This window comes from Pseudarthrobacter sulfonivorans, from assembly GCF_024391045.1.
Lineage (GTDB): Bacteria > Actinomycetota > Actinomycetes > Actinomycetales > Micrococcaceae > Arthrobacter > Arthrobacter sulfonivorans_B.
This window is the reverse complement of the sequence record NZ_JANFCZ010000013.1, coordinates 49,785-74,003: the sequence shown is the minus strand read 5'-3', so window position 1 is coordinate 74,003 and position 24,219 is coordinate 49,785. Positions and strand designations below refer to the sequence as shown.

The window sequence follows — 24,219 nt, the reverse complement described above, 5'->3', positions numbered from 1 at the left end:
CAGGTAGCCTGACCTCCAGAGCCCGGCCGCATCAGAAGAAAGAACCACAGTGACTCGACGACGAGGAATGTCCCTGGCGGGGCAGTATCTGGTTCTGCAGTTGCTGATTGTCTTCGCGGTCCTGGTGGGCGTGGTGGCCATCTCCCTGGCCCAGTCTGCCACCGCGTTTGAACGTACCGAGGGCCGCCGCGCCTTGTCCGCGGCCGAGGCGCTCGCCGCCAACCCCACGGTGCGTGAGCTCCTTCCCACGGCCGAACCGCGCGGTGGCTCAGCGCTGCCGGCCGTCGCCGAGTCCGTGCGCACCGTCTCCGGATCCTCGCACGTGGCGCTCGCCAAACCGGACCGCACAGTCATCGCCTCCTCGGATCCGAGCCTGCTGGGCCAGCCGTTGGAACTGGGCGGCAGCCGTGTGCTCGAAGGCCGGGCGTGGACCGGCGTGGTGGAAGCCTCCGGAGCGGACGAGCTCTCGGCCCACGTTCCCGTGCTCGACGACGCCGGAAAGATCATCGGCATCGCAGCCATCAGCCGGAACTACCCCTCAACGCTGGAGCGGCTTGGCGACGCGGTGCCCAACCTGCTCACGTACCTCGGGGTCGCCAGCGTGCTGGGTGTGGCGGGCTCGCTGCTGCTCTCCCGCCGCGTGAAGCGGCAAACCCTGGGCATGGAACCCAGTGAAATCACGGGCCTGGTGGAGAACCGCGAGGCCATGCTCCTTGGCCTGAAGGAGGGTGTGGTGGCCCTGGACCCGCACGAGCGGATCACCGTGGCCAACGATTCCGCCCGTGCCCTCCTGGGCCTCCCCGCCGACTGCGTGGGCAAGCGGCTGCACAGCCTCCCGGTGGAGCCTGCCTTGAAGGATGTCCTCACCCGCGACCAGCCCGGGCCGGACCAGCTGGTGCTGGTGGGGGACCGGCTGGTGGTGCTGAACCGGGTTCCCATCCGCTCGCGTGGCCGGGATATCGGGTCGGTCACCACGCTGCGTGACCGTACCGAACTCTCGGCCCTCGAGCAGGAGCTCGGCACCACCAGGACGGCCACCGACACCCTCCGGGCCCAGGCGCACGAGTTCGCCAACCAGCTCCACGTGATCTCCGGGCTCATCCAGATCGGCGAATACGATTCGGTGGTCCAGTTCGTGAACGGGGCCACGCTGGATAGGACCCGGCTGAACGATGAAGTCACCAGCCGCATTGAGGACCCCGCACTCGCCGCCCTGCTGATCGCCAAGTCCAGCCTGGCCACCGAGCGCGGGGTGCTGCTGCAGCTGGACCAGGAATCCCGGCTGGGCCAGGTTGATGACGGGCTGTCCCGCGACCTCACCACCGTGGTGGGGAACCTTGTGGACAACGCGTTCGACGCCGTTGCCGGGCTTCCGGAACCGTCGGTCCGCGTGCTCGTGGAGGACACCGCGGACGGCGTCACCGTGACGGTCCGGGATTCCGGACCGGGCGTCACGGGGGACGCCAAAGACATCTTCCGGCAGGGCTTCACCACGAAGGAACCGGGCCCGGCCGGCAGCCGGGGCTTTGGCCTGGCGTTGTCGCGGGTGGTCTGCCGGCGCAGCGGAGGCGACCTGGCCGTGGCAAATGACAGCGGGGCCGTCTTCACGGCCAGGTTCGCCAGAATAGAACCGGCCAGAACACAATCAGCCAGAACAGAACCCGCCAGACCATGACCAGAACGAGCGCGACCCGAACGACCGCGACCCCGCAGAACCAGGAACCCGCAGCAATGATCAAAGTCCTGATTGTCGATGACGACTTCATGGTGGCCAAGGTCCACGCGGGGTTCATCCAGCGTATGTCCGGGTTCGCCGTCGTGGGTGTTGCCCACACCGGATCCCAGGCGGTTCTCGAAACGGCGCGTTTGCACCCGGACCTGGTGCTCCTGGACATCCACCTGCCGGACATCAACGGGCTGGACCTGATGCACCGGCTCCGTGAGGTGGCGCCGGAACTGGACGTGCTGGTGATCAGCGCCGCCCGTGAGGTGGACACGGTCCGCAAGGCCCTCCGCGGTGGCATTGTGCATTACCTCATCAAGCCCTTTTCACAGACTGACCTGCAGGAACGCCTGGAACACTACCGCAGCGCCTATCAGGGCCTGGACGCCTCCAAGGATGTGGCGGAGCAGTCGGACGTGAACCGGGTGTTCGGGCTGGACCGTGCTGCAGCCCAGGACGGGCGGCCGCTGCCCAAGGGGTGCAGCGTGGAGACGCTGAAGCTCGTGGAGGCGGCGCTGAAGGAGGCCGACGGCGACCTGTCAGCCAACGAGGCGGCCGTCGAGGTTGGCACGTCCAGGGTGAGCGCCCGCCGCTACCTGGAGTACCTGCACGACGAAGGCGTACTGGAAGTCCGGCTCAAATACGGAGTGGGCCGGCCCGAACGGCGCTACGCCCTGAAGGCTTAGCGCTGCCGGCGTCACTCAGCACACCCGGCGTGAACTAGCGCAGCAGTGTGTTCACGAGCCTGGCCGCGACTTTGGCGGTCCGGCCGTCGATGTCGAACTGCGGGTTCAATTCGGCCACGTCCAGGTGCAGGAGCTTGCCACTCTGGGCCACCTGGCGGCAGACGGCGCTGATCACCGGCAGCGGAACGCCGTAGGCGGCGGGCGCGCTCACTCCGGGGGCCACCGACGCCGGCAGGACGTCCAGGTCGATGGTCAGATACAGCACGTCCACGCCGGCCAGGAACTCCGCAACAAACGCCCGGACCCGGTCCTCGGTGCAGTCCTCATCGGCCAAATACTGCACACCCAGCCGCTCGGCGGTGGCAAACAGCGCGCGGGTGTTGTTTGGTTCAGAAATTCCGACGACGGCGTACCGGAATTCACGCCCCGCGGCGGCTTCCGCACGGGCCATCTGGAGGAACGGTGTACCCGAACTGGGCACGGGTTCCTCGCGGAGGTCGAAGTGCGCGTCCAGGTTCAGGATGCCCAGCCGCCGGCCATCCCGTACTGCTGCGGACCCGGCCACCCCCATATAGCTGGCAAAGGCCGTTTCGTGGCCGCCGCCGAGCACCACGGTGAGGTTGCCGGCGTCGAGCATGGCAGAAACCGCCTGCCCGGCGCGGGCCTGGCCCGCTTCAAGGGCACCGTCCGCCACCACAACATCGCCGGCATCGGATACGGCACGGTCCAGGTGGAAGGCCAGCGGACCAAGCGCTGCCCGGATGGCCCCGGGCGCTGCCGCGGCTCCGGTGCGGCCCTTGTTGCGGCGGACACCCTCATCGCTGGCGAACCCGAGGATCACCGCGGGCGCCGGGGCAGTGCCGGCGGCCGGGGCCGCCCCGGGCACATAGGGGGTAACCGCCTGCCACCAGCGGCGGTGCCCGTCGCCGTCGCCGTCGAACCTTCCGGTCCAGGGCTGCGGCGGGACATCAACGGTGAGCGCGGGAGAAACCATGCCCCTAGCTCACCGCAGCCCGGCCGCGAAAGCCAGCAGTGCCGTCGCCGTACTGTCCGGAATCCCGGACCTTTCCCCCAAGGTGATTGGCTGCTACTTCATGCCCAGGACGGCCTCGATGGGTCCCACGGCGAAGAACAGCAGGAAAGCTGCCGCCACGACCCACATCAGCGGGTGGATTTCCTTCACCCGGCCCTGGACGGTGCGGATGATGACAAACGCAATGAACCCGGCACCCAGGCCGTTCGCGATCGAGTAGGTGAACGGCATCAGGGTAAAGGTCAGGAAGGCCGGGATGGCGATGCCCCAGTCCTGCCAGTCGATCTTGCCCACCTGCGAGACCATCATGAACCCGACCACCACCAGGGCGGGAGCCACGGCCTCGAACGGGACCAGGTTGATCAGCGGGGTGACGAACATGGCCACGAGGAAGAGCAGGCCGGTGACAATGGAGGCCACGCCGGTCCGCGCGCCCTCGCCGATCCCGGCGCCGGCTTCCACGTAGATCTGGTTGGAGGAGACGGACGCGCCGCCGCCGATGATGGCGCCCAGGGCGTCCACCTGAAGCACCCGGTCCACGTCCGGGATGTTGCCGTCCTTGTCCACGGTGCCTGCTTCGTTGGCCAGGCCCACCATGGTGCCCATCGCGTCGAAGAAGATGCTGAGCAGGATCACGAAGGCCAGCAGCGTGGCGGCCACAACACCGAGGTGCTCGAACGCGCCGAAAGGGTTCGCCTTGCCGATCAGGGAAAGGTCCGGGGCGGCCCAGCCGGAGAAGGACGGCGCCACGAGGGACCAGCCCTGGGGATTGTGGGTCTTGCCGTCGAAGCTTGGGCCGATATGGAGGGTCAGTTCCAGGATCACCGAGATGATCGTGGAGGTAATGATTCCGATCAGGATGGCTCCCTTGACCTTGCGGACTACCAGGGCGATGGTGAGGATCAGGCCGAAAACGAACACGGCAGTCGGCCAGCCCAGCAGTTTGCCGTCAAAGCCCAGGCCCACCGGAACCGTGGTGCCGGCGACGTCGGGGATGCGGCGCACAAAGCCGGCGTTGACCAGCCCGATCAGGGCGATGAACATGCCGATACCCACCACAATGGCGGTCTTGAGCCCGTCCGGAACGGCCTTGAAGACGGCGGTGCGGAACCCCGTGAGGACCAGGATCAGCATGGTCACGCCGGAGAGCACCACCAGGCCCATCATGTCCGGCCAGGTCAGGCCCGGGTTGGTGGCTACCGTCACGGCCACAAACGCGTTGACGCCCAGGCCGGTGGCCAGTGCAAAGGGATGCCGGCCCCAGGCGCCCATGAGGATGGTGAGGATGCCGGCCACGAATGCCGTCACAGCGGCCACGGCAGCGAAACCGAGGCTGTTGCCGCTGGAATCGGGGCCGGAGAGGATCAGCGGGTTCAGCACCACGATGTAGCTCATGGCAAAGAACGTGGCAAAGCCGCCGCGGACCTCGCGGGACAGGTTGGACCCCCGCTCGGATATCTTGAAATACCGGTCCAGGGCAGAGCCTTGCTTAAGCATTAGTCCTCCGGGGAAAGTGTTGTGGGGATACTTGAATAATAAAGGGCATCGGCCGTAAGTCCGGGACATGGTGGCTCCCGTCACAGCCGGGCCTGGCGCCGCGGACGGGCGCCGCGGCCGGCGCGCCGGGGCCCGCGCCTAGAATGGCACTCAGGGACCACCGCACGCGCAAACGTATGGAGACACGATGACCACTGCCACCACCGACGAGCAGCTCCCCGGGATCCACATTGCGGACAGCCACGATCTGATTAGTGTGCAGGGTGCCCGGGAGAACAACCTCAAGGACATCAGCGTCGAGATCCCGAAGCGCCGTCTGACGGTGTTCACCGGGGTCTCGGGCTCGGGCAAGAGTTCGCTCGTGTTTGCCACCATCGCCGCCGAGTCGCAGCGGATGATCAACGAAACGTACAGCGCCTTTGTGCAGGGATTCATGCCCAACCTCGCCCGGCCCGACGTGGACCGCCTCGAGGGGCTGACCACAGCCATCATCGTTGACCAGGAGCGGATGGGCGCCAACCCCCGCTCCACCGTGGGCACCGCCACGGATGCCAATGCCATGCTCCGGATCCTCTTCAGCCGGCTGGGCACCCCGCAGGTCGGCCCGCCCACGGCGTTTTCCTTCAACGTCCCCACCCGCAAGGCCAGCGGCGTGATGAGCACTGAAAAGGCCGGCGGCAGGGTGGACAAGAGCGTGGTGCAGAACGCCGTCTACCTCGGCGGCATGTGCCCGCGCTGCGAGGGCATGGGCTCGGTGTCCGACTTTGACCTCACCGCGCTGTTCGACGATTCCAAGTCGCTTTCCGAGGGCGCCCTGACCGTCCCCGGCTACAGCATGGACGGCTGGTACGGCCGCATCTTCGCCGGTGCCGGGTTCATCATGGACAAGCCGATTGCGAAGTACACCAAGAAGGAAATGCACGATCTCCTGTACAAGGAGCCCACCAAGATCAAGGTGGAGGGCATCAACCTCACCTATGAGGGCCTGATCCCCAAGATCCAGAAGTCCATGCTCTCCAAAGACGTCGATGCGATGCAGCCGCACATCCGGGCGTTTGTGGAACGGGCCATCACGTTCCAGGCCTGCCCCGAGTGCGAAGGCACACGGCTCAGCGCCGAGGCGAGGTCCTCGAAGATCCAGGGCAGGAACATCGCCGACCTCTGCAAGATGCAGATCACGGACCTCGCCGCCTGGGTCCGGGAACTTAGGGAGCCCTCGGTGGCGCCCCTCCTGAAGGGCCTGCAGCACCTGCTCGACTCGTTCGCCGAGATCGGGCTGGGCTACCTGTCCCTGGACCGGCCGGCCGGCACGCTGTCCGGCGGCGAGGCCCAGCGCACCAAGATGATCCGGCACCTGGGTTCCTCGCTCACGGACGTCACCTATGTTTTCGACGAGCCCACCATCGGGCTGCACCCGCACGACATCGAGCGGATGAACCAGCTCCTGCTGCAGCTGCGGGACAAGGGCAACACTGTGCTGGTGGTTGAGCACAAGCCCGAAACCATCGCCATCGCAGACCACATCGTTGACCTCGGCCCCGGCGCCGGCACCAAGGGCGGCAGCGTCTGCTTCGAGGGAAGCGTGGAAGGCCTGCGGGCCAGCGATACCATCACCGGACGCCACCTCGACGACCGTGCCGCGGTCAAGCCGGGCATCCGGCAACCCGCCGGGGCGCTGGAGGTGCGCGGTGCTTCCACACACAACCTGAAAAATGTCGACGTCGATGTCCCCCTGGGGGTGCTCTGCGTGGTCACGGGCGTGGCAGGCTCGGGAAAGAGCTCGCTGATCCACGGGTCCGTCGCCGGCCGTGACGGCGTGGTGGTGATCGACCAGGGCGCCATCAAGGGCTCCCGCCGCAGCAACCCCGCCACCTATACCGGCCTGCTCGAACCGATCCGCAAGGCGTTTGCCAAAGCCAACGGCGTGAAGCCTGCCCTGTTCAGCTCCAACTCCGAGGGCGCCTGCCCCACCTGCAACGGCGCCGGGGTCATCTTCACCGAGCTCGGCGTCATGGCCACGGTCGAGTCCACCTGCGAGGACTGCGAAGGCCGGCGCTTCCAGGCCTCGGTCCTGGAATACACCCTGGGCGGGCGCAACATCGCCGAGGTGCTGGCCATGTCCATGACGGAGGCGGAGGCGTTCTTCAGCGAAGGGGAGGCCCGGACGCCCGCGGCCCACAAGATCCTGGACCGGCTGGTGGACGTCGGGCTCGGGTACCTGACGCTCGGCCAGCCGCTGACCACCCTGTCCGGCGGCGAGCGGCAGCGCGTCAAGCTGGCCACGCAGATGGCGGAGAAGGGCGACGTCTACGTCCTGGACGAACCCACCACCGGCCTGCACCTGGCGGACGTGGCGAACCTGCTGGGCCTCCTGGACCGCCTCGTGGACTCCGGCAAATCGGTGATTGTCATTGAGCACCACCAGGCCGTCATGGCGCATGCCGACTGGATCATCGACCTCGGGCCCGGCGCAGGGCACGACGGCGGCACCGTGGTTTTCGAGGGCACTCCGGCCGACCTTGTGGCCGCGAAGTCCACGCTCACCGGCAAGCACCTCGCCCTCTACGTCGGCGGCCCGGCGGAAGGCTAGGCGGGGCGGCGGAAAGCTAGCCGGGCGGCCAGGCGGGCTAGGCTTAACGGAAGCCATTTCTTAAGGGAGCTGTCCACTCATGCGATCCATCCGCCGCCAGTTGCTGAGCGCCTTGCTCGGGACCTTCGTTTTCGCCGCCGCGACGCTGGGGTTCTCCGCCCCGGCTTTCGCGCACGACTCCGCCGAGTCCAGCAGCCCCGCGCAGGGCGCCACGGTGGCAACACCGCCGGAGAAGGTCTCCGTCACGTTCAGCAAGAACCCGCTGGGGATCGGCGCCCAGTTCTCCGTGAAAGACTCAGCGGGCGCCGAATGGGCCGACGGGGCGGTCGAGATTGTGGACAACGTGGCGTCGCAGAAGCTGAAGGACGGGGCGCCGGCGGGAGCCTACACGGTGGCGTGGCGGGTGGTCAGCTCGGACTCCCACCCCATTGAAGGCACGTTCGGCTTCACGGCCACGGCAGCAGCCGCGGGCGCAGCACCGTCAACAGCCGGGGCGGGCGCTACTCCGTCGGCCGCCGCGGGCGTTCCCGGGATAGGCACTGCCCAGCCGGGAATCACGGCGGCGCCGGAACCGGCCGCTGACGCGTCAGAACCGTTTCCGTGGAGCCTGGTGATCTTCGCCGCCGTGGCGCTGGGGCTGCTCGTGACGATCGGCATCCTGGCGAAGCGCCGGCTCACTACCGGCGGCGCCGACGAGGACGCCGAGGAGTCCTAGACGGCGAAAGTTCCCGCCAAGAGGTCCTGGCCGGTCTCCGGGTAGACCTTCGATGAGATGGCCTGGCCCACGGTTTTCGCCTGCCGCAGCACTTCCTTGGGCGAGGGCGTAATCAGGTCGCCCACGCCCACCAGATAGATGCCAATGGTCCGCATGGCTGCGACGAGGTTGCGGCCCACCGCGATGCCGAAGTCGCTCAGCATGCGGCGCAGCTGGCTGTGGGCGCAGCGGGTCAGCACAATGTGGTCCGCCAACAGGATGCCGTTGGGAGTGTGGACCTCCCACTGGCCGGTTGGCGGTTCCGCGCCGGCAGCGTCGGCCGTGCCGGGCGCGCCGCCCACCATTGTCAGCTGAACGGCCCGCGTGGTGTTGCGGACGTCCATGTGATGACTGGCCGCATAGTTGCGCAGGTGCCTCAGGATTTCGTTGCGTTCCCGGAGGGAGTCGGAGTCTGCAGCGTCGCATCGCTGGAGTGAGGTGGTATTGGCCGGCTGCCCGGCGCCGAGGATGTCCAGCCCGTCCACCACGATGGCGTCCACACCGCGCCGCCGCAGTTCCGCGCCGACGGCGAGCCCGGAAAGTCCTGTGCCGATGATCACCGTGGTGGTCCGTTCGGTCCCGCCAGTCACAGGCATGGTTGACACTACAGTTCTCCTCCTTGAAGGCTTTCAGTTGATGCAGGCGTCCTTGCCCGCATGCGATTTCCGTACCCCCCAAGTCCGGCCGCAACAGCGGCCCGCGATGCACCTTTGCGGAGGACATCTACGGACCGGCAGTGCCTCGAAGACTACAGAAATTTAGTGTCCGGGGATAGCCCATTTGGAAACATTCTTCTTAACGATGGATGCGGTTGCCGAATCGGTTGCCAAGGGCTGTGGATAACCGCCCGCAGGAGGCCCTTGTGCCCTTGCGAAGTGTGTGCGGACCGAGAATAGTGATGAACGGAGGCAGAGTGTTCCTGACCAGCGGCAACGTCATCGCGGCCGGAGCTGGCAGGGCGCCGCGCTTCTGGCACAATGGCCGGAAGACCAGCCTGATTATGAGGCAGTACCGCTAGGAGGCGGCCCGATGGGCGCACATGAGATGCAACCGGACCCGGAACGGACCAATGCGGCCAATTCCGCCGCTCCGGAGGGAATCGTTGTTGGCGTAGACGGCTCCGACCATGGCCAGTGCGCCCTGGTGTGGGCAGCCCGCGAAGCCGAGCGCCGCCGTCGGCCGTTGCACATCGTCACCGCGTATTCAGTGCCGATCTTCGCTGCGTCCGGGCTGGACGGCGGCTACGCTACAGTGGACGATTCGGTGATCCGCGAAGGGGCGGAAGCCATCATCCAGCAGGCGATGGACAAGGTTGCCGGCTACAACATCGACGTCGACGCCTCGGTGGAGAACGGTGACGCCTCGGGAGTGCTGCTGGAGATGTCGGAAACGGCCGAACTGCTGGTGTTCGGCACCCGCGGCCGCGGCGGGTTTGTAGGCCGCCTGCTGGGCTCGGTGAGCAGCGCGCTCCCCGCCCACTCCAAGTGCCCTACGGTCACCGTGCCCCTGGTCTGTTCGGACCGGCTGGGCGAAACCACGGATGACAGGCGCATCCGGGCCGAGCAGGCCAAGGAAGGGCACAAGCAGGTTGACAACGTGGTCGTGGTGGGCGTGGACGGGTCCGAACAGGCCCGGGTGGCTGTCCTGGAAGCCGCAGACCAGGCCACCCGGCTCGGGGCCACCCTGCGCGTGATTTGTGCCGTACCGCAATTCAGCGGATCCCTGGCCTGGGTGCCGGCCCCGATGGACCGGCAGGCCTTGTTTGACGACATCCGGGAGCAGCTCGAAGCCGGGAAAACCTGGCTGAAAAGCCACTACCCGAACCTGGCCGTGGAGTCGGAAGTGAAGGACGGCTCGGCCGTTGACGTCCTGGTTGAGGCCAGCAGGCACGCTGAACTCGTCGTGGTGGGCACCCGCGGCCGGGGCGGATTCACCGGCATGCTGCTGGGCTCCACATCGGACGGGGTCCTGCACCACACCAAGGGACCGGTCATGGTGGTACCCGACCGCGACGATCCGCGGCTGGCGGACAGGGCCAAATTCGGCCCGGTCCTCGGCGCGGCCTGACCCCCGGCCGCCACGGCAGGGCGCAGAAACATGGCTGGCGACGGGTCCCCGATCCTCGACCTACAGGCTGTCACCGCTGCGATGGTGCCCGTGGTCGGAGGCAAAGCCGCCAACCTGGGCGAGCTGCTGGCCGCCGGGCTGCCGGTGCCTGACGGATTCTGCCTGACGACGGCGGCCTACCGCCAAGCCACCGCCGGCACCGCGGCGGGCGGCGCGCTCGCCGCGGTCCACCAGGCCCTGAAGTCCACGAACGACGGCGACCTCACCGCCTTGGCAGCCTTGGCCGGGCAGGCGCGGGATGCCATCCGGTCAGCGCCGGTCCCACCGGACATTGCAGCCGCAATCGAGGACGCATACTCGGCGCTCGGGAACGAGGTGCCGGTGGCAGTGCGGTCCTCGGCCACGGCTGAAGACCTCCCGTCCGCGAGCTTCGCGGGGCAGCAGGACACGTACCTCAACGTGGTGGGGGCGGCCGCGGTGGTGGACGCGGTGCGCGACTGCTGGGCTTCGCTGTGGACGGACCGGGCCGTCAGCTACCGCGCCACCCGGGGGATCGACCCTTCCGCAGTGGCGCTCGCCGTGGTGGTCCAGCGCATGGTGGACGCAAATGCCGCCGGTGTGCTGTTCACGTCGAACCCGCTGACAAACCGCCGCCGTGAGGCCGTCATCGATGCCAGCCCTGGCCTGGGTGAGGCCGTGGTATCCGGAGCCGTGAACCCGGATCATTTTGTGGTCGATCCGGTGGCGGGGCGGGTCCTGGAACGCCGGCTGGGGGACAAACGCATCGCGGTCCGGCCCCTCTCCGGCGGCGGAACCCGCACCGTGGCGGCCAGCAATGGCGGTGCCACCGCCTGCCTCTCGGACCGGCAGGCCGCAGATCTCGCCGTCCTTGGCCTTCGTGTGGAAGGCCACTTCGGCGCGCCGCAGGACATCGAATGGGCCATCGACGCCGGCGGCCGTCTCTGGCTGACGCAGTCACGGCCCATCACCACGCTGTTCCCGGTTCCGCAGCGGCCGTCGGGCAAGGCATCGGCGGCCGGCACGCGCGTGTATCTCTGCCTGAGCCTGGCCCAGGGGCTGACACGCCCCATCACGCCGATGGGCCTGGCAGCCTTCCGGGTCATTGCCTCGTCCGTTGCCCGCGCCGCCCATTTCGACGTGCCCCAGCCGCACGACGGCCCGTCGCCCTACGCCGAGGCGGCCCAGCGCATCTACTTCGACCTGACGGCCATTGCCCGCAGCACCACCGGCCGGCGAATCGTGCCCAGGGTCTTTGACGTGATGGAAGCGCGCTCGGCCACCCTGCTGCGGCAGATCTTCGAGGACCCGCGGTTCTCCGTCACCCGGCGGACTCCGCTTAGCCTGCTGCGGCACGTGCTGCCCGTCGCGGCCCGCGCCCGGGTGCCGGAAACGCTGGTCCGGGCTGCCCTCAAGCCGGAGGCGGCGCTCCGGCGGGCCAACCGGCAGACACGCGACTTCGGCAGCTCCCTGCAGCCCCCGGCCGGTGCCACCCCGTTGCAGCGGCTTGACCATGCCGAACATATCCTCGGCAATCGCCTCTTTTCGGTGGTGCCCTCCATCATTCCCCTCCCGGCGCTGGGCTTCGCCGCGCTGGGACTTGTCGGCAGATTACTGGGCGGCGACCGGTGGGACGACCTGCAAATTGTCCTCCGCGGCCTCCCCAACAACGTCACCACCGAAATGGACCTGGAGCTGTGGCGCTTCGCCCAGGTGATTAAGGACGACGGCGGATCCCGCACCGCCATGACCGACCGCAAACCCGCCGAACTCGCCGAGGATTTCAAGGCAGGCCGGCTGCCCACCGTGCTGCAGGCCGGACTGGCAAGGTTCATGGATCAGTACGGGCACCGCGCAGTGGCGGAAATCGACGTCGGAATGCCGCGCTGGTCCGACGACCCCACGCACATCATCGGCGTGCTGGCAAACTATCTTCGGCTCACCGCCGACGCCGTGCCGCCGGACGTTCAGTTCAGCAACGCCGCCGAGGAAGCGGAAGCCCGGATCGCGCAGCTGGTGGCGGAGGCGAACGCCCGCGGGAGGCTGCATGGTGCTCTGGTCAAGGCGGCGCTGCGGCGGGCCCGGCTGTTTGCCGGGCTGCGTGAATTGCCCAAGTTCCAGCTGGTGGTGGCGCTCGCCGAGGTGCGCAAGCAACTGGGCATCGTCGGTGCGGCGCTCGCGGCTGCCGGGGTTGTGGACACGGCGGACGACGTCTTCTTCCTCAACCTGGACGAAGCAAGGGCAGGGCTCCTCAAGGGCCCGGGGACCGGCCACCCCGATCTGCGCGGCGTCGTGGCCGGGCGGCGCGCGGCCTATGACCTTGAGCTGGCGCGGCGGCACGTGCCACGGGTGCTGCTGTCGGACGGCACGGAACCTGAGGCGGTCCAGCCTGCCGGCAGCCCGGGCCAGCCGGCGGGATCCCTGACCGGCAGCCCGGCATCCGCCGGAACCGTCACGGCGGCGGCCCGCGTCATCATGGACCCGGTGGGCGCGCACCTTGAACCGGGCGAAATCCTGGTGGCGCCGTCCACAGACCCCGGCTGGACCCCGTTGTTCCTCACCGCGGGCGGCCTGGTGATGGAGATGGGCGGGCCTAACTCCCACGGCGCCGTGGTGGCGCGGGAGTACGGCATTCCCGCGGTGGTGGGCGTCCCGGATGCCACGCTGCGGCTTGCCACGGGGCAGCAGATAACGGTCGACGGCGGCGCGGGAACCGTGGTGCCGTCGTAACCCGACAGGCACGCTCCCGGAGGGGTGTGCGCAGCCGTCCCCAGGCGTAATCTGAAGATATGGGCTCCAACGATGAAGCGGGCCCGGCATGAACCGCGCATGGAAGCGCTGGGTGCCGGCCGCAGCTGTACCTGCCATGATCGCCGCCGGTGTGCTGGTGGGGTCCATTCCGGCGCGGGCCGGCGACCCGTTGCCCGCAAAGTCTCCGGCTGAAGTCCTCACGCTGCTGGGGCAGCACAGCGCCCGGACGTTCTCCGGCACCCTTGAGCAGGTCTCCGACCTCGGCCTCCCGGAGCTGCCGGCCGGCGCCCCCACGTCAGGGCCCGCTTCTCCCGGTTCCGCCGGCGGCCCGGCCTCCATCATCGAGCTACTGACCGGCCAGCACACGGCCCGCATCTTTGCGGACGGGCCCGCCAAAATGCGCGTCCAGGTGATGGACCGGCTGGCTGAACGCGATGTCATCTGGCGGGACCAGGACGTTTGGTTCTACAACTCCAAGGACAACTCCGCCGCCCACCTGAGCCTGCCGGCCGCCGCCAAGGACCAGCCCTTGCAGGCTCCGGACCAGCCGGCACCATCAATCGCCACCCCGGAAGACCTGGCCGCGAAGTTCCTCGCCAACGCTGACAGCTCCACCGCGGTAACTGTCGGCCCGGAGACCCAGGTGGCCGGCAGGTCCGCCTACAGCCTGGAGCTGGCACCGCGCACCGACGGGACCCTGCTCGAGAAGGTAGCCATCGCCGTCGACGGCCAGACCGGAATGCCGCTCCGGGTGACGGTATCCGCCCGTGGCCAGGCGAAACCCGTCTTCCAGGCCGGCTTCACCAGCCTGTCCCTCGCCGCCCCGGAGGACGCCGCGTTCAACTTCGCGGCCCCGCCGGGAGCAACGCTCAAAGAGCTGCCGGCGCCTTCCATGCCCGGCCACCCCGGAAAATCCGGCATGGTCACCCCGGGCCACATGCCCGGGGACGCCCCCGAACTGCAGCATCATGACGGCTCCAAGCCCGCGGTCACCGGCACGGGCTGGGAAACTGTGGTGGGCTTCCCGGCACCACCCGACGGTCAGGGTGCACAGATGACCGAATCGCTCCTGAAGGATCCGCTCCTCTCCCAGGCCGCCGTCGTCGTGCCTGAAGGACGGCTCCTGTCCACGTCCTTGGTCAACGTCCTGCTGACCAGCGACGGCCGGATCTTTGTGGGGATGGTTCCGGCGGATCGGCTGCAGGCCGCCGCCGGCGCAGCATGACCCTGGCCGGCGGCAGTGCCGCCGGGCTGACCATCGAAACGCACGGCCTCACCAAACGGTTCGGCCGCCAATTGGCGGTGGACAACGTGGACCTTGCCGTCCCGCACGGCGCCGTCTTCGGCTTCCTGGGACCCAACGGATCCGGCAAGACCACCACCATCCGCATGCTGCTGGGCCTTGCCGAGGCGTCGGCCGGCACCGTCAACGTACTCGGACGGCCCATGCCCCGGCAGCTGCAGGAGGTACTGCCCCGCGTGGGTGCGCTGGTGGAAGGGCCGGCGTTTTATCCATTCCTGTCCGGCACCGCCAACCTGCACCGGTTCGACGCCGCAACCCGGCACGGGACGCCGCGCACCAGGAAAGCGCGCGTGGCGGCTGCCCTCGAGCGCGTGGGGCTCTCGCACGCCGCCGGCAAGCGGGTGCACGCCTACTCGCTGGGCATGAAGCAACGGCTGGGAATCGCCAACGCGCTGCTGTCCCCGCGCGAACTGCTGGTGCTGGACGAGCCCACCAACGGCCTGGACCCGCAAGGCACCCGCGAGGTGCGCAGCCTGGTCCGCTCCCTCGCCGCCGACGGCGCCACGGTCTTCGTCTCCAGCCACCTGCTGGCCGAAGTGGAGCAGATCTGCACACACGCGGCCATTATGAGCGCCGGCCGGCTGGTGGCCCAAGGGCCGCTGGACGAGCTCCGACGGGGCGGCGAAATGCGGATCCGCCTGTTAACTCCCGACGCCGGCACGGCCTGTGAGGTCCTGCTGCGGTTGGGCATGTCCCCGGCCCGCGGGGACGCAGCGCCGGGAAGCTCCGGGGTGGACGGCGAAGTGGTTATGGCCGGGGCGGCAGGTGCGGTTCAGCCGCTGGGGGCGGCGGCCGGGCCCGGCCATCCGTCTCAGGTGCTGCAGCCGGATCTGCCGCATCCTGAGGACATCGTGGCCGGGCTCGTGGCGGCAGGGGTGCGTGTCCGCGGCTTTGCCGTTGAGCGGGAAAGCCTTGAGGAGCGTTTTGTGGCCTTGACGGGGGAGGGGTTCGACGTTGCCCAGTGACGTGTCCAGTGATGTTTCCAGTGCCGGGGGTGCTGCCGAGGGCGCGCGCACTGCGGATCCCGCGAGTGCAGGGGCCGCCCGGAATGTCCCGGCGGCTGCGTCCGGCCTGTCCCTGCTGGCGTCCGAACTAGCCACCCTTTTTCGCCGTCGCCGGACCTGGGCCATGCTGGCCGCACTCGCCGCAATCCCGGTGCTGATCGCCGTCGCTGTCCGGCTCTCGTCGAACGTACCTCCCGGGCGCGGGCCGGCGTTCCTGGACCGGATCACGCAGAACGGGCTGTTTGTGGCCGTCACGGCGATGCTCGTGGCGGTGCCGCTGTTCCTGCCGCTGACCATCGGGGTGGTGGCGGGCGATACCATCGCGGGCGAGGCGAGCCTGGGCACGCTGCGCTACCTGCTTGTGGCCCCTGCCGGCCGCGTCCGGCTGCTCCTGGTGAAGTACGCCGGCGCGCTGGCCTTCTGCCTGGCGGCCCCCATCACGGTGGCCCTGGCCGGCGCGGCGATCGGAGCATCCCTGTTCCCGGTGGGGCCGGTGACCCTTCTGTCCGGCGACGTGGTGCAGCCACCGGAGGCCGCACTGCGGGTCGCCCTGATCGTTGTCTATCTGGCGGTGTCCCTCGCAGGGTTGTCCGCGATCGGGCTCTTCCTGTCCACCATGACGGTTGTTCCCGTCGGGGCGATGGCAGCGACGGTGGTGGTGTCCGTCGCGTCCCAGATCGCGGACCAGCTGCCCCAGCTGGAGTGGCTTCACCCGTGGCTGTTCTCGCACTACTGGTTCGGGTTCGCGGATGTGCTGCGCCAGCCGGTGCTGTGGGACTCCTTTGCGAGCAATGCCCTGCTCCAGGCCGGGTACGTTGCCGTGTTCGGGGCGCTCGCCTACGCCCGGTTCGTCACCAAGGACATACTTTCCTGAGGCCCGGTTCCCGCGGTTGTGGCGGGCGGATTAAGTTTTCGGACTGGTCAGTAGCGGGCGGCATAGGGATGGAGTTGCATCCCGGCCATACGGCTCAATTGGGTGACGCCGATGCCTTCATCGGGGTTCAGCGCCTGTACCACCGCGCCGTTGCCCAGGTAGATGGCGACGTGATAAAAACCCGGGGCCGAACCCCACACCAGCAGATCGCCGCGCCGGGCCTCGGAGAGCGGAACATGAATCGGAGCGGCCGCGAACTGCTGGGCAGCGGTGCGGGGCAGGTACTTCCCGGCGGCGGCGAACGCAGTCTGGACCAGGCCCGAGCAGTCAAAACCATTCGGACCGGTGCCGCCGTACAGGTAGAAATACGGCGACCCCACCTTTGACATCGCCACTGAAATGGCAGTTTCAACGGAGCCGCCGGGTGATGGCGCGGGCGCTGGCGCGGGCGCAGGGGCCGGTGCGGGTGCTGGCGCGGGCGCAGGGGCCGGGGCTGGTGCCGGAGCTGGGACGGACGGCGCTTGGGGTGCGGGCCCCGCAGAGCCTGACCCTGCTGATCCCGACCCATTTGAACCAGAGCCAGTTGACCCTGGGCCTACCGAACCAGACCCCGGCGAACCAGACCCCGGTGAACCTGACCCTGCCGAACCTGAACCTGACCCTGCCGAACCTGAACCTGAACCGGAACCCGCGGGCGCGGCCGCCTGCGCAGCGTTGGCCGTAATGGCCGCGAGCAGGGCCTCTTCGCGTTGCCGGTCGAGTTCGTCCACGCGGGCGGACTCCAGCGCGACGGTGGTGTTCCTCAGCTGGGCGAGCTGGTCCACCAGGACGGTCCGTCGGGCCTTCGCTTCGGTCACTGCCTGGACCTGGGCCGCGTTGGCACTTTCGGCCTCGGCCTTGCGGGCCTCGGCCGTTTTGGCGGCGTCGTCGGCGGCCCGGTTGGCGTCCTGCGCGGCGGCGGTAAGCGACTGCGCTGCGGAAGCCGCGGTCTCCGCGGATTCGAACGCCCGGCTGCGGCTGGCCGAAATCGCCTGCAGGGTTGCGGCCTGCTGGAGCCCTTCGCCGTTGCCGCTGACGAAGGTGGTGAGTGTAGGGTTCAGGCCGCCGTTGCGGTAAAGGTCGCCCGCCAGCTGGCCCACCTGCTTGCGGGTTTTGTCCTGTTCCTGCTCTGCCACTTCTGCCCGGGCAGTGGCCGCGTCAGCCGCGCTTCGGCGGTCCTGCAGTTCCACCAGCGCCTCGCTGTACGCATTGTTGGCCTGCATCGTCAGCCCAAACGTGACCTGCTGGGAGGCGGCGGCGTCCGCCAGGAGCCGCTCGATGGCGGTGACCTGATCCGCCGTCGCGCTTTCGTTGGACTTTGCCGCGGCAATGTCCTCGGCGGAGGGAACATCCGGTGACGCCGGACGCTGGATGGCAGGCGCCGCGGCGGAGGGCGATGCCTGTGCGGGGAGGGCTAGTGTTCCGGAAAGAACGACGGCGGTACACAGCACGAGGGCCTTCAGGCCGGACCCGGACAAACCCATTCGCAGAACCTCGCAGGACAGTAAGGCTGGGGAGCGAGGTCTGGTGGCGGCACAACGGCCCCTCTGCTGATCTCCCAGCAGTCAGAGGCTACGTGACATGTTGCACTTTAGCAACAGGAGTCACATCAATAACATAAACAACAAGAGTGTGATTCCGGCGTATCCCGGGTCGGCGTGTCGGGTCACCGCTGCTTGGCCGTCAGGCGTGCTGGTGGGATTCGTGTTCGGAGTGACTGGCCGGTTCGAGTTGGAAGGTGCAATGCTCGGTGTCGAAGTGGGAGCCCAGGCAGGCGGTGAGTTTGTCCAGCACCTGGTCTGCGCCCCGGGCGTTCAGCACTCCGTCCTCCACCACCACGTGGGCGGAAAACACCGGCACGCCCGAGGTGATGGTCCAGATGTGGATGTCGTGGACGTCCACCACGCCGTCGACGCTGAGGATGTGCTCACGGATCATCTGCACCTCAACACCCTTGGGAGTGGCCTCCAGAAGCACGTCCACCACATCGCGGAGCAGGCTCCAGGCCCGTGGCAGGATCATCAGGGCGATCAGGACCGACGCGATGGTGTCGGCTGCCTGGAAGCCGGTGAACATGATGATCAGGGCCGCGGCAATGACGGCGACGGAGCCCAGCAGGTCGCCGAGCACTTCAAGATATGCGCCCCGCACATTCAGGCTGTCCTGGTGCGCGCCGTGCAGGATGAGCAGCGAGACCAGGTTGGCCACCCCGCCCAGGATGGCAGCGAACAGCATGATGTCCGTGTGGACTTCGGGCGTTGCTCCGATCCGCCGGATGGCCTCGGTGAAAATGACCACGGAAATGACAATCAGGATCAGGGCGTTGGCCAGGGCGGCCAGGACCTCCGCCCGCTGGTAACCGTAGGTGCGCTGGTCGCTGGCAGGCCGTCCGGCGATCCAGGCCGCCAGCAGCGCGATGGTCACGCCCGCCGCGTCGGACAGCATGTGGCCGGCGTCGGCCAGCAGCGCCAGCGAGCCGGACAGGGCCGCGCCCACCACCTGGACCAGGACAACGGTCAGGGTGATGGCGAGGACGGCGATGAGCCGCTTGCGGTGCCGGCCAGTCGCCGTGATTCCGTGCGTGTGGGTGTGGTCGTGTCCCATGATTACAGGCTAGTCCCAGCCAAGCTCGTGCAGCCGGTGGTCGTCGATGCCGAAGTGATGGGCGATCTCGTGGACCACCGTGACGGCGACTTCCTGGATCACCTCGTCCCGGGTTGCGCAGATCTCCAGGATGGGCCGGCGGAAGATGGTGATCCGGTCCGGCAGAGACCCAGCATCCCACCACGAATCCCGCTCCGTCAGCGGGACGCCCTCATAGAGGCCCAGCAGGACAGTGTCCGGGTCTTCGCCGGGGGCCGGGACGTAGTCATCCTCGACAAAGACGGCCACGTTGTCCATGGCGGCGGCAAGCTTTGGCGGGATCAGGCCGAGGGCGTCGGTGACGGCAGCCTCGAAGTCATCCGCGGACATGCCGAAGGGAAGCGGCTCGTGCGGGCCCTCCGGGATGATGGGCAGTCCGGGCGGTAAATTGGCGGGCATCTCCCGACTGTAGCGCGGAATTCAGGCCGGCCGCCCGCGCTCAACGTCGGACCACGATGCCGGGCCGGCGGCGGGTCAGGCCCACGCCCAGTAAGCAAACCACACCGCCCACCAGGCCCCACACCGACGGAACCTCACTGAGCAGCAGCCACGAAATCAGGATGGTGGTCCCGGGCACCAGATAGGTGGTGGCAGCCAGCTTCCCGGCGTCGATCAGCGACAACGCGTAGGCCCAGGTGGTGAAGGCAATGGCCGTGGGAAAGACACCGAGATACACCAGTCCCAGCGTTGCGGAGACGGGTGCCGCCTGGACTTCAGCCGCCAGCTGTCCGCCAAAGGGCAGGCAGCAGATGGCGCCCACCATGATGCCAAACCACGTGGCCTGCGCTGCCGGAATCTTCCGCAGCACGGGCTTCTGGATGATCACGCTGACGGCGGCGAGCACAGCGGCAAGGAGGCACAGCAGCACACCCGCAACATCCGCCGTCGAACGTTCACCGGAAGCCGGCCCGGACCCGAGCGCAATCAGCGCCACCCCGCCGAACGCCACCAGGCTCCCGATGATCAGCCAGCGCGGAAAGCCTTCCTTCAGGAACAGGCCGGCCATGATGGCCACGAGGATGGGGTTGACGTTGATCAAAAGGGCCGCGGTGCCGGCGTCCAGGAGGTGCTCGGCGGCGTTCAGGGCCACGTTGTAGCCGCCGAACCACATCACGCCGTAGCCCAGGATGGGCCACCATCCACGCCCCTGCGGCAGTGCCCTGCCCCTCGCCAGTTGCGGCACCACCAGCGCACCGAGCACGACGGCGGCAACCGCCAACCTGCCCAGTGTCAGGGAACCGGGGGAAAAGTTTGGACCGATGGCCCGGATGCCCACGAATGCCGATGCCCACAACACCACGGTGACCAGGACAGCGGCGATTCCGCGTGCGCTGATGCGGCCCGATCGGGTGGGACGTGCGTCGGACGGGGCGGAACTGGTAGGGGAAGTTGAAGCCATGCTGCCAATCTAGCCCGCTGCAACCTTCGGGGCTGGCGGAAATCGGACACCTCTCAGCGGGTGCCTGCCGTGGGCGGGGGCCCGTAATGGCACAGTGGCCCGTAATGACACGGTGGCCGCGTGGCTCGGTTAGGATGCGTTGCATGCTCACAGCCACACCTTCCCGCGGATCCGCGCCGGATCCGGCCAAACGGATCCGCCTGGTCATCTGGATCCTGCTCGGTGTCATCGTGGTGGCCGGTGGTGCCTGGTACGCGGTACTGACGATGAGCAAGCCCGCGCCCGCGCCTGCAGCGGTGCCCGGGACAACCGCGGGTGCCGCGGGCGCTGAACAGCTGGTCCGCGCGGACAGCCACCGGCTCACCACGCCGGCTGTCGAAAAGGCGCAGCTGGTGGAGTTTCTGGACTTTGAGTGCCCGTCCTGCGGTTCGGTCCATCCGGTGGTGGAGGAGCTAAAGGCCGAGTTCGGCGACCGGATTACCTTCGTGAACCGGCATTTCCCGCTCTCTGCCCACCCCAATTCCGGCCAGGCGGCGCTCGCCGCCGAGGCCGCAAGCCAGCAGGGCAAATATCAGGAAATGGCCAACAGGCTTTTCGAGACCCAGGCCCGGTGGGCCGGGCAGCAGCAGTCCCAGGCGCCGCTGTTCCGCACGTACGCGGAGGAACTCGGGCTGGACCTGGGACGGTTCGACGCAGCCGTGGCTGACCAGCAGACGGAGGAGCGGGTCCTGGCAGATATTACCGACGGCGAGGCCTTGGGTGTGACGGGGACCCCCACCTTCTTCCTCAACGGGGAGAAGCTGAAGCTCACCACCAAGGCGGACTTCCGGCAGAAGCTCGCCGACGCCGTGAAATAAGTCCGGCTGCCCGCCGCCCCGGCCCCATGGCCTAAGACTTTCCGGCCCATTCCAGAAGCCGGTCAAGCGGCCAGGTAGTCACGATGCGATCTGCCGGCACCTCGTTCAGGGCGGCGCGGGCTGCGCCGTACTGGAGGAAGTCGAGCTGTCCGGGGGCGTGGGCGTCGCTGTCGATGGAGAACAGGCACCCGGCGTCCAGGGCCAGCTGGATGAGGTTGTCCGGCGGGTCCTGCCTTTCGGGCCGCGAGTTGATCTCGACGGCCACGTTATTTTCCGCGCAGGCGGCGAATACCGCCTTGGCATCGAACTCGGACTGCGGCCGGGTGCCCCGCGAACCTTCCACCAGGCGGCCGGTGCAGTGACCCAGCACGTTGGTGTGCGGATCGGTGATGCCGCCGAGCATCCTCTTCGTCATTGTGGCCCGGTCCGCGCGGAGTTTGGAGTGGACGCTGGCCACCACGATGTCCAGCCGGTCCAGCATTTCCGGCGTCTGGTCCAGCTCGCCGGATTCCAGGATGTCCACCTCGATGCCGGCCAGGAGCCTGAAGCCGTTCGTGTTTTCGCTGTTGAGCCCGGCCACCACGTCGAGCTGCTCGGTGAGCCGCTCGGCGCTGAGTCCGTTGGCGATGGTCAGGTTCGGGGAATGGTCCGTCAGGGCCAGGTATTCGCGGCCCAGCACCTGCGCGGCCGCAGCCATCAGCGGGATGGGGGACCCGCCGTCGGACCAGTCACTGTGGCTGTGGAGGTCGCCGCGCAGGGCCTCGCGAAGATAGGCGCCGCCGTCGTCCAGCGGTTCGTGCCCGCGTTCGCGGAGATCTGCGAGGTAGTCCGGCACCTCGCCGTCCACCGCCTGCCGGACCACCTGGTAGGTCCTGTCGCCAATACCTTTCATGCTCTTGAGCCTGCCGTCCCGGGCACGCGCTGCAACCTCATCGGGTGCCAGGTTGGCGATGACGCCGGCCGCTTTCCGGAAGGCCTGGACCTTGAAGGTGGCAGCGCGCCCGCGCTCCAGCCAGAAGGCGATTTCGTTGAGTGCGGCGACGGCATCCATTGGTCCATCTTCGCGTGTTCCGCGCCATTCGTAGAGGCCTTCGGCGCCGATTTTGGATTATTCCGTCCAAGGCCCTATAGTTTTAGAGTCCAGTTCGGAGAAACACCAAACGACAAAGACTGACGGCCTCGGCCCGAAGCCTTTTCTTTTGTTCCGAACGGGTTCTGGCCCCCATCGTCTAGCGGCCTAGGACACCGCCCTTTCACGGCGGCGGCACGGGTTCGAATCCCGTTGGGGGTACGCAAGGAACTGGTCAAACAGACTGAAAATGTCTGGTAGGCTGGAGGCCTTGAAAAAACGCGGTAGCGATACTGCGAAGCAAGAAAAGCAAGGCCCTGTAGCGCAGTTGGTTAGCGCGCCGCCCTGTCACGGCGGAGGTCGCGGGTTCAAGTCCCGTCAGGGTCGCTCTGGTTGTCGGAAGAGATTTCGGCGGTCATGGTGACATGTCACCTAGGCTCTGTAGCTCAGTTGGTAGAGCGTTCGACTGAAAATCGAAAGGTCACCGGATCGACGCCGGTCGGAGCCACCACTGGGAAGCATCAGTTCTTCGGAGCTGGTGCTTTTCTTCTTTAACCCGGCCCCTTCTTTAAGCGGGTCCGGGGGATTTCCCCCTCGGATGGACTTTTCCCCGGCGCCTGCGACGGGGAAATGCCCAGCTGGAAGGGATTAGTGGGCCGACGAGCCGTTCAGACCGCTCCCGCCCGGAATTTCCAACAGGTTGTCCCGGCCAGGGGATAGGGTTGGAAACAAGAGAAGGGGAAGTGCCTGATGGAATACCAGAACCCACAACCCGAAGCGACCGGCCACCAGCCTGCCGCCAGTCAGTTTGCGGCCAGTCAGCCCACTGCCAGCCAGCCTGTCGCCCTGTCGCCTGTGCCCCCGTCACCCGGCCCGTCACCTGTGCCCGGCCATGGCCGCACGGTGATCGCTGAAACTGCCGTGGCCAAAGTCGCCGGCATTGCCGCACGCGCCGTGCCCGGCGTCTATTCACTTGGCTCCGTTCCGTCACGGGCGCTGGGCGCCATCCGGGATGCCGTGGGCAGTTCGGATCATGCCGCGGGTGTCCGGGCCGAGGTTGGGGAGACCCAGGTGGCGGTGGACATCAGCCTCGTGGCCTCGTACGGAACCCCTCTGCACTCCCTTGCCGACCAGGTCCGGGCATCGGTGTACCGTGCCGTCGAGGAACTCGTTGGCCTGCAGGTCATCGAAGTGAACGTCGAAATCACCGACGTCTACGTGGCGCCCCCGGCCAAGGCCGCAGCCCCGGTGGCAACCGAGAGGGAGGCAGTGCTGTGAACCTGACCGTTGTGGGCATTGCCGTCGGCGCTTTCGTGGCGTTTATGTCCTTCCAATTCGGGCTGTGGGGCTTCCTGGTTTCACTGCTCTTTATGGCCATCGGGGCCCTGCTGGGCCGTGCTGCAGAGGGGAAACTGGACCTGCGCGGCGTCCTGGATGCAATCATCGGCCGGCGCTCCTCATCATGACCGCAGCCGCACCTTCCGTTCCTGCGCCGGGGCTGAACGGTCATAACCGGATCAGCACGCAGGCCCTGACCAGCCTTGCCAAAGCTGCGGCCGCCGAGGCACTCGGGGTGGAAGCCCACGATGTGCGGGCGGACTGGTCGGACGACGACGGCCTGCTGGCTCTGGCGCTTGTCTCACCTATCAGGATTCCGCCACTGACTGCGGTGCTGCGGGACGCGGGCAGGGTGGCCGCTTTTGGCGGACCCATCTGGGACCGGACGGTGGAGGCCAAAAGCAGGATCCTGTCCACGGTCACAGTGCTGAGCGGTGCCCGCCTGAGCAGGGTGGACATCCGGATAAGTGGCGTCAAGCCAAGCGAGGGAGGCCGGGTCCAGTGAGCCACAAGGTGGTGGATGAGTACACAGCGGGCACCGGGGAGGGCGCGCCGGCGTCCGACGAGCGTCAGT

The 24,219-nt window shown here is 67.8% G+C and carries 21 protein-coding genes and 3 tRNA genes; 16 read left to right on the top strand and 8 right to left on the bottom strand.

Features of this window, described 5'->3' with window-relative positions; all coding sequences use genetic code 11:
* Positions 1-67: 67 nt before the first annotated feature.
* Both NQJ30_RS10600 and NQJ30_RS10595 read left to right on the top strand, forming a co-directional pair.
* Positions 68-1,675, top strand: a complete 1,608-nt coding sequence (locus NQJ30_RS10600; RefSeq protein ID WP_255769923.1) for a sensor histidine kinase — start codon at positions 68-70, stop codon at positions 1,673-1,675.
* 56 nt (positions 1,676-1,731) lie between these two features.
* Complete coding sequence (locus tag NQJ30_RS10595) at positions 1,732-2,409, top strand: response regulator (protein WP_255769875.1); 678 nt, start codon at positions 1,732-1,734, stop codon at positions 2,407-2,409.
* A 34-nt stretch (positions 2,410-2,443) separates the two neighbouring features.
* On the opposite strand, the gene hutG is transcribed toward NQJ30_RS10595, so the two are convergent.
* Together hutG and NQJ30_RS10585 are read right to left on the bottom strand one after the other, a co-directional pair.
* Positions 2,444-3,403, bottom strand: a complete 960-nt coding sequence (gene hutG / locus NQJ30_RS10590) for a formimidoylglutamase (RefSeq protein ID WP_255769874.1) — start codon at positions 3,401-3,403, stop codon at positions 2,444-2,446.
* Positions 3,404-3,496: 93 nt separating this feature from the next.
* Positions 3,497-4,939, bottom strand: a complete 1,443-nt coding sequence (locus NQJ30_RS10585) for an NCS2 family permease (RefSeq protein WP_255769873.1) — start codon at positions 4,937-4,939, stop codon at positions 3,497-3,499.
* 187 nt (positions 4,940-5,126) lie between these two features.
* Here NQJ30_RS10585 and NQJ30_RS10580 point away from each other — a divergent pair, with 187 nt between their 5' ends.
* Both NQJ30_RS10580 and NQJ30_RS10575 read left to right on the top strand, forming a co-directional pair.
* Positions 5,127-7,529, top strand: coding sequence for an ATP-binding cassette domain-containing protein (locus tag NQJ30_RS10580; RefSeq protein ID WP_255769872.1), 2,403 nt, complete (start codon positions 5,127-5,129; stop codon positions 7,527-7,529).
* Between the two features lie 79 nt (positions 7,530-7,608).
* Positions 7,609-8,244, top strand: a complete 636-nt coding sequence (locus NQJ30_RS10575) for a copper resistance CopC family protein (RefSeq protein ID WP_255769871.1) — start codon at positions 7,609-7,611, stop codon at positions 8,242-8,244.
* Here the strand turns inward: NQJ30_RS10575 and NQJ30_RS10570 are convergent.
* On the bottom strand, positions 8,241-8,879 hold the full coding sequence (locus NQJ30_RS10570) for an FAD-binding oxidoreductase (RefSeq protein ID WP_255769922.1): 639 nt from the start codon (positions 8,877-8,879) through the stop codon (positions 8,241-8,243). The two genes, NQJ30_RS10575 and NQJ30_RS10570, sit on opposite strands and share 4 nt — an antisense overlap.
* A gap of 433 nt (positions 8,880-9,312) precedes the next feature.
* On the opposite strand from NQJ30_RS10570, the gene NQJ30_RS10565 reads away from it, so the two are divergent.
* The 5 genes from NQJ30_RS10565 (at position 9,313) to NQJ30_RS10545 (ending at position 16,300) form a co-directional block, all read left to right on the top strand.
* Positions 9,313-10,350 carry a universal stress protein gene (locus NQJ30_RS10565; protein WP_374113246.1) on the top strand — a complete coding sequence of 346 codons (1,038 nt, stop codon included), beginning with the start codon at positions 9,313-9,315 and terminating at the stop codon, positions 10,348-10,350.
* Between the two features lie 30 nt (positions 10,351-10,380).
* A complete protein-coding gene (locus NQJ30_RS10560) occupies positions 10,381-13,098 on the top strand; it encodes a PEP/pyruvate-binding domain-containing protein (RefSeq protein WP_255769870.1) in 2,718 nt (905 codons plus the stop codon).
* 88 nt (positions 13,099-13,186) lie between these two features.
* A complete protein-coding gene (locus tag NQJ30_RS10555; RefSeq protein ID WP_255769869.1) occupies positions 13,187-14,344 on the top strand; it encodes a hypothetical protein in 1,158 nt (385 codons plus the stop codon).
* The gene (locus NQJ30_RS10550; RefSeq protein ID WP_255769868.1) at positions 14,341-15,387 is read left to right on the top strand and encodes an ABC transporter ATP-binding protein; all 1,047 of its coding nucleotides are present in this window, start codon (positions 14,341-14,343) and stop codon (positions 15,385-15,387) included. The genes NQJ30_RS10555 and NQJ30_RS10550 overlap by 4 nt, the downstream gene beginning before the upstream one ends.
* Positions 15,377-16,300, top strand: coding sequence for an ABC transporter permease (locus NQJ30_RS10545; protein ID WP_374113245.1), 924 nt, complete (start codon positions 15,377-15,379; stop codon positions 16,298-16,300). Before NQJ30_RS10550 ends, NQJ30_RS10545 begins: the two co-directional genes overlap by 11 nt.
* A 47-nt stretch (positions 16,301-16,347) precedes the next feature.
* On the opposite strand, the gene NQJ30_RS10540 is transcribed toward NQJ30_RS10545, so the two are convergent.
* The 4 genes from NQJ30_RS10540 to NQJ30_RS10525 all read right to left on the bottom strand — a co-directional run bounded on the left by NQJ30_RS10540 (position 16,348) and on the right by NQJ30_RS10525 (position 20,381).
* Positions 16,348-17,823, bottom strand: coding sequence for a C40 family peptidase (locus NQJ30_RS10540; RefSeq protein ID WP_255769867.1), 1,476 nt, complete (start codon positions 17,821-17,823; stop codon positions 16,348-16,350).
* Between the two features lie 199 nt (positions 17,824-18,022).
* Positions 18,023-18,943 carry a cation diffusion facilitator family transporter gene (locus NQJ30_RS10535; RefSeq protein ID WP_255769866.1) on the bottom strand — a complete coding sequence of 307 codons (921 nt, stop codon included), beginning with the start codon at positions 18,941-18,943 and terminating at the stop codon, positions 18,023-18,025.
* Positions 18,944-18,952: 9 nt separating this feature from the next.
* Positions 18,953-19,381 (bottom strand): metallopeptidase family protein, encoded by a 429-nt coding sequence (locus NQJ30_RS10530; RefSeq protein ID WP_255769865.1) that lies wholly within the window; start codon positions 19,379-19,381, stop codon positions 18,953-18,955.
* Between the two features lie 40 nt (positions 19,382-19,421).
* Entirely contained in the window at positions 19,422-20,381 is a 960-nt protein-coding gene (locus NQJ30_RS10525; RefSeq protein WP_255769864.1) for a DMT family transporter, read from the bottom strand.
* A gap of 143 nt (positions 20,382-20,524) precedes the next feature.
* On the opposite strand from NQJ30_RS10525, the gene NQJ30_RS10520 reads away from it, so the two are divergent.
* Positions 20,525-21,238 carry a DsbA family protein gene (locus NQJ30_RS10520; RefSeq protein ID WP_255769862.1) on the top strand — a complete coding sequence of 238 codons (714 nt, stop codon included), beginning with the start codon at positions 20,525-20,527 and terminating at the stop codon, positions 21,236-21,238.
* 31 nt (positions 21,239-21,269) lie between these two features.
* Here NQJ30_RS10520 and NQJ30_RS10515 read toward each other — a convergent pair whose 3' ends face one another.
* Positions 21,270-22,289 carry a PHP domain-containing protein gene (locus NQJ30_RS10515; RefSeq protein WP_255769861.1) on the bottom strand — a complete coding sequence of 340 codons (1,020 nt, stop codon included), beginning with the start codon at positions 22,287-22,289 and terminating at the stop codon, positions 21,270-21,272.
* A gap of 167 nt (positions 22,290-22,456) precedes the next feature.
* On the opposite strand from NQJ30_RS10515, the gene NQJ30_RS10510 reads away from it, so the two are divergent.
* The 6 genes from NQJ30_RS10510 (at position 22,457) to NQJ30_RS10485 (ending at position 24,150) form a co-directional block, all read left to right on the top strand.
* Positions 22,457-22,529: transfer RNA gene (locus tag NQJ30_RS10510), tRNA-Glu, on the top strand.
* Between the two features lie 91 nt (positions 22,530-22,620).
* Positions 22,621-22,694 (top strand) — tRNA-Asp (locus tag NQJ30_RS10505).
* Positions 22,695-22,742: 48 nt separating this feature from the next.
* Positions 22,743-22,818: transfer RNA gene (locus NQJ30_RS10500), tRNA-Phe, on the top strand.
* 239 nt (positions 22,819-23,057) lie between these two features.
* A complete protein-coding gene (locus NQJ30_RS10495) occupies positions 23,058-23,585 on the top strand; it encodes an Asp23/Gls24 family envelope stress response protein (protein WP_255769860.1) in 528 nt (175 codons plus the stop codon).
* Positions 23,582-23,773, top strand: a complete 192-nt coding sequence (locus NQJ30_RS10490; RefSeq protein WP_131133405.1) for a hypothetical protein — start codon at positions 23,582-23,584, stop codon at positions 23,771-23,773. The genes NQJ30_RS10495 and NQJ30_RS10490 overlap by 4 nt, the downstream gene beginning before the upstream one ends.
* Positions 23,770-24,150 (top strand): hypothetical protein, encoded by a 381-nt coding sequence (locus NQJ30_RS10485; RefSeq protein WP_255769859.1) that lies wholly within the window; start codon positions 23,770-23,772, stop codon positions 24,148-24,150. The genes NQJ30_RS10490 and NQJ30_RS10485 overlap by 4 nt, the downstream gene beginning before the upstream one ends.
* The last annotated feature ends 69 nt before the right edge of the window (positions 24,151-24,219 follow it).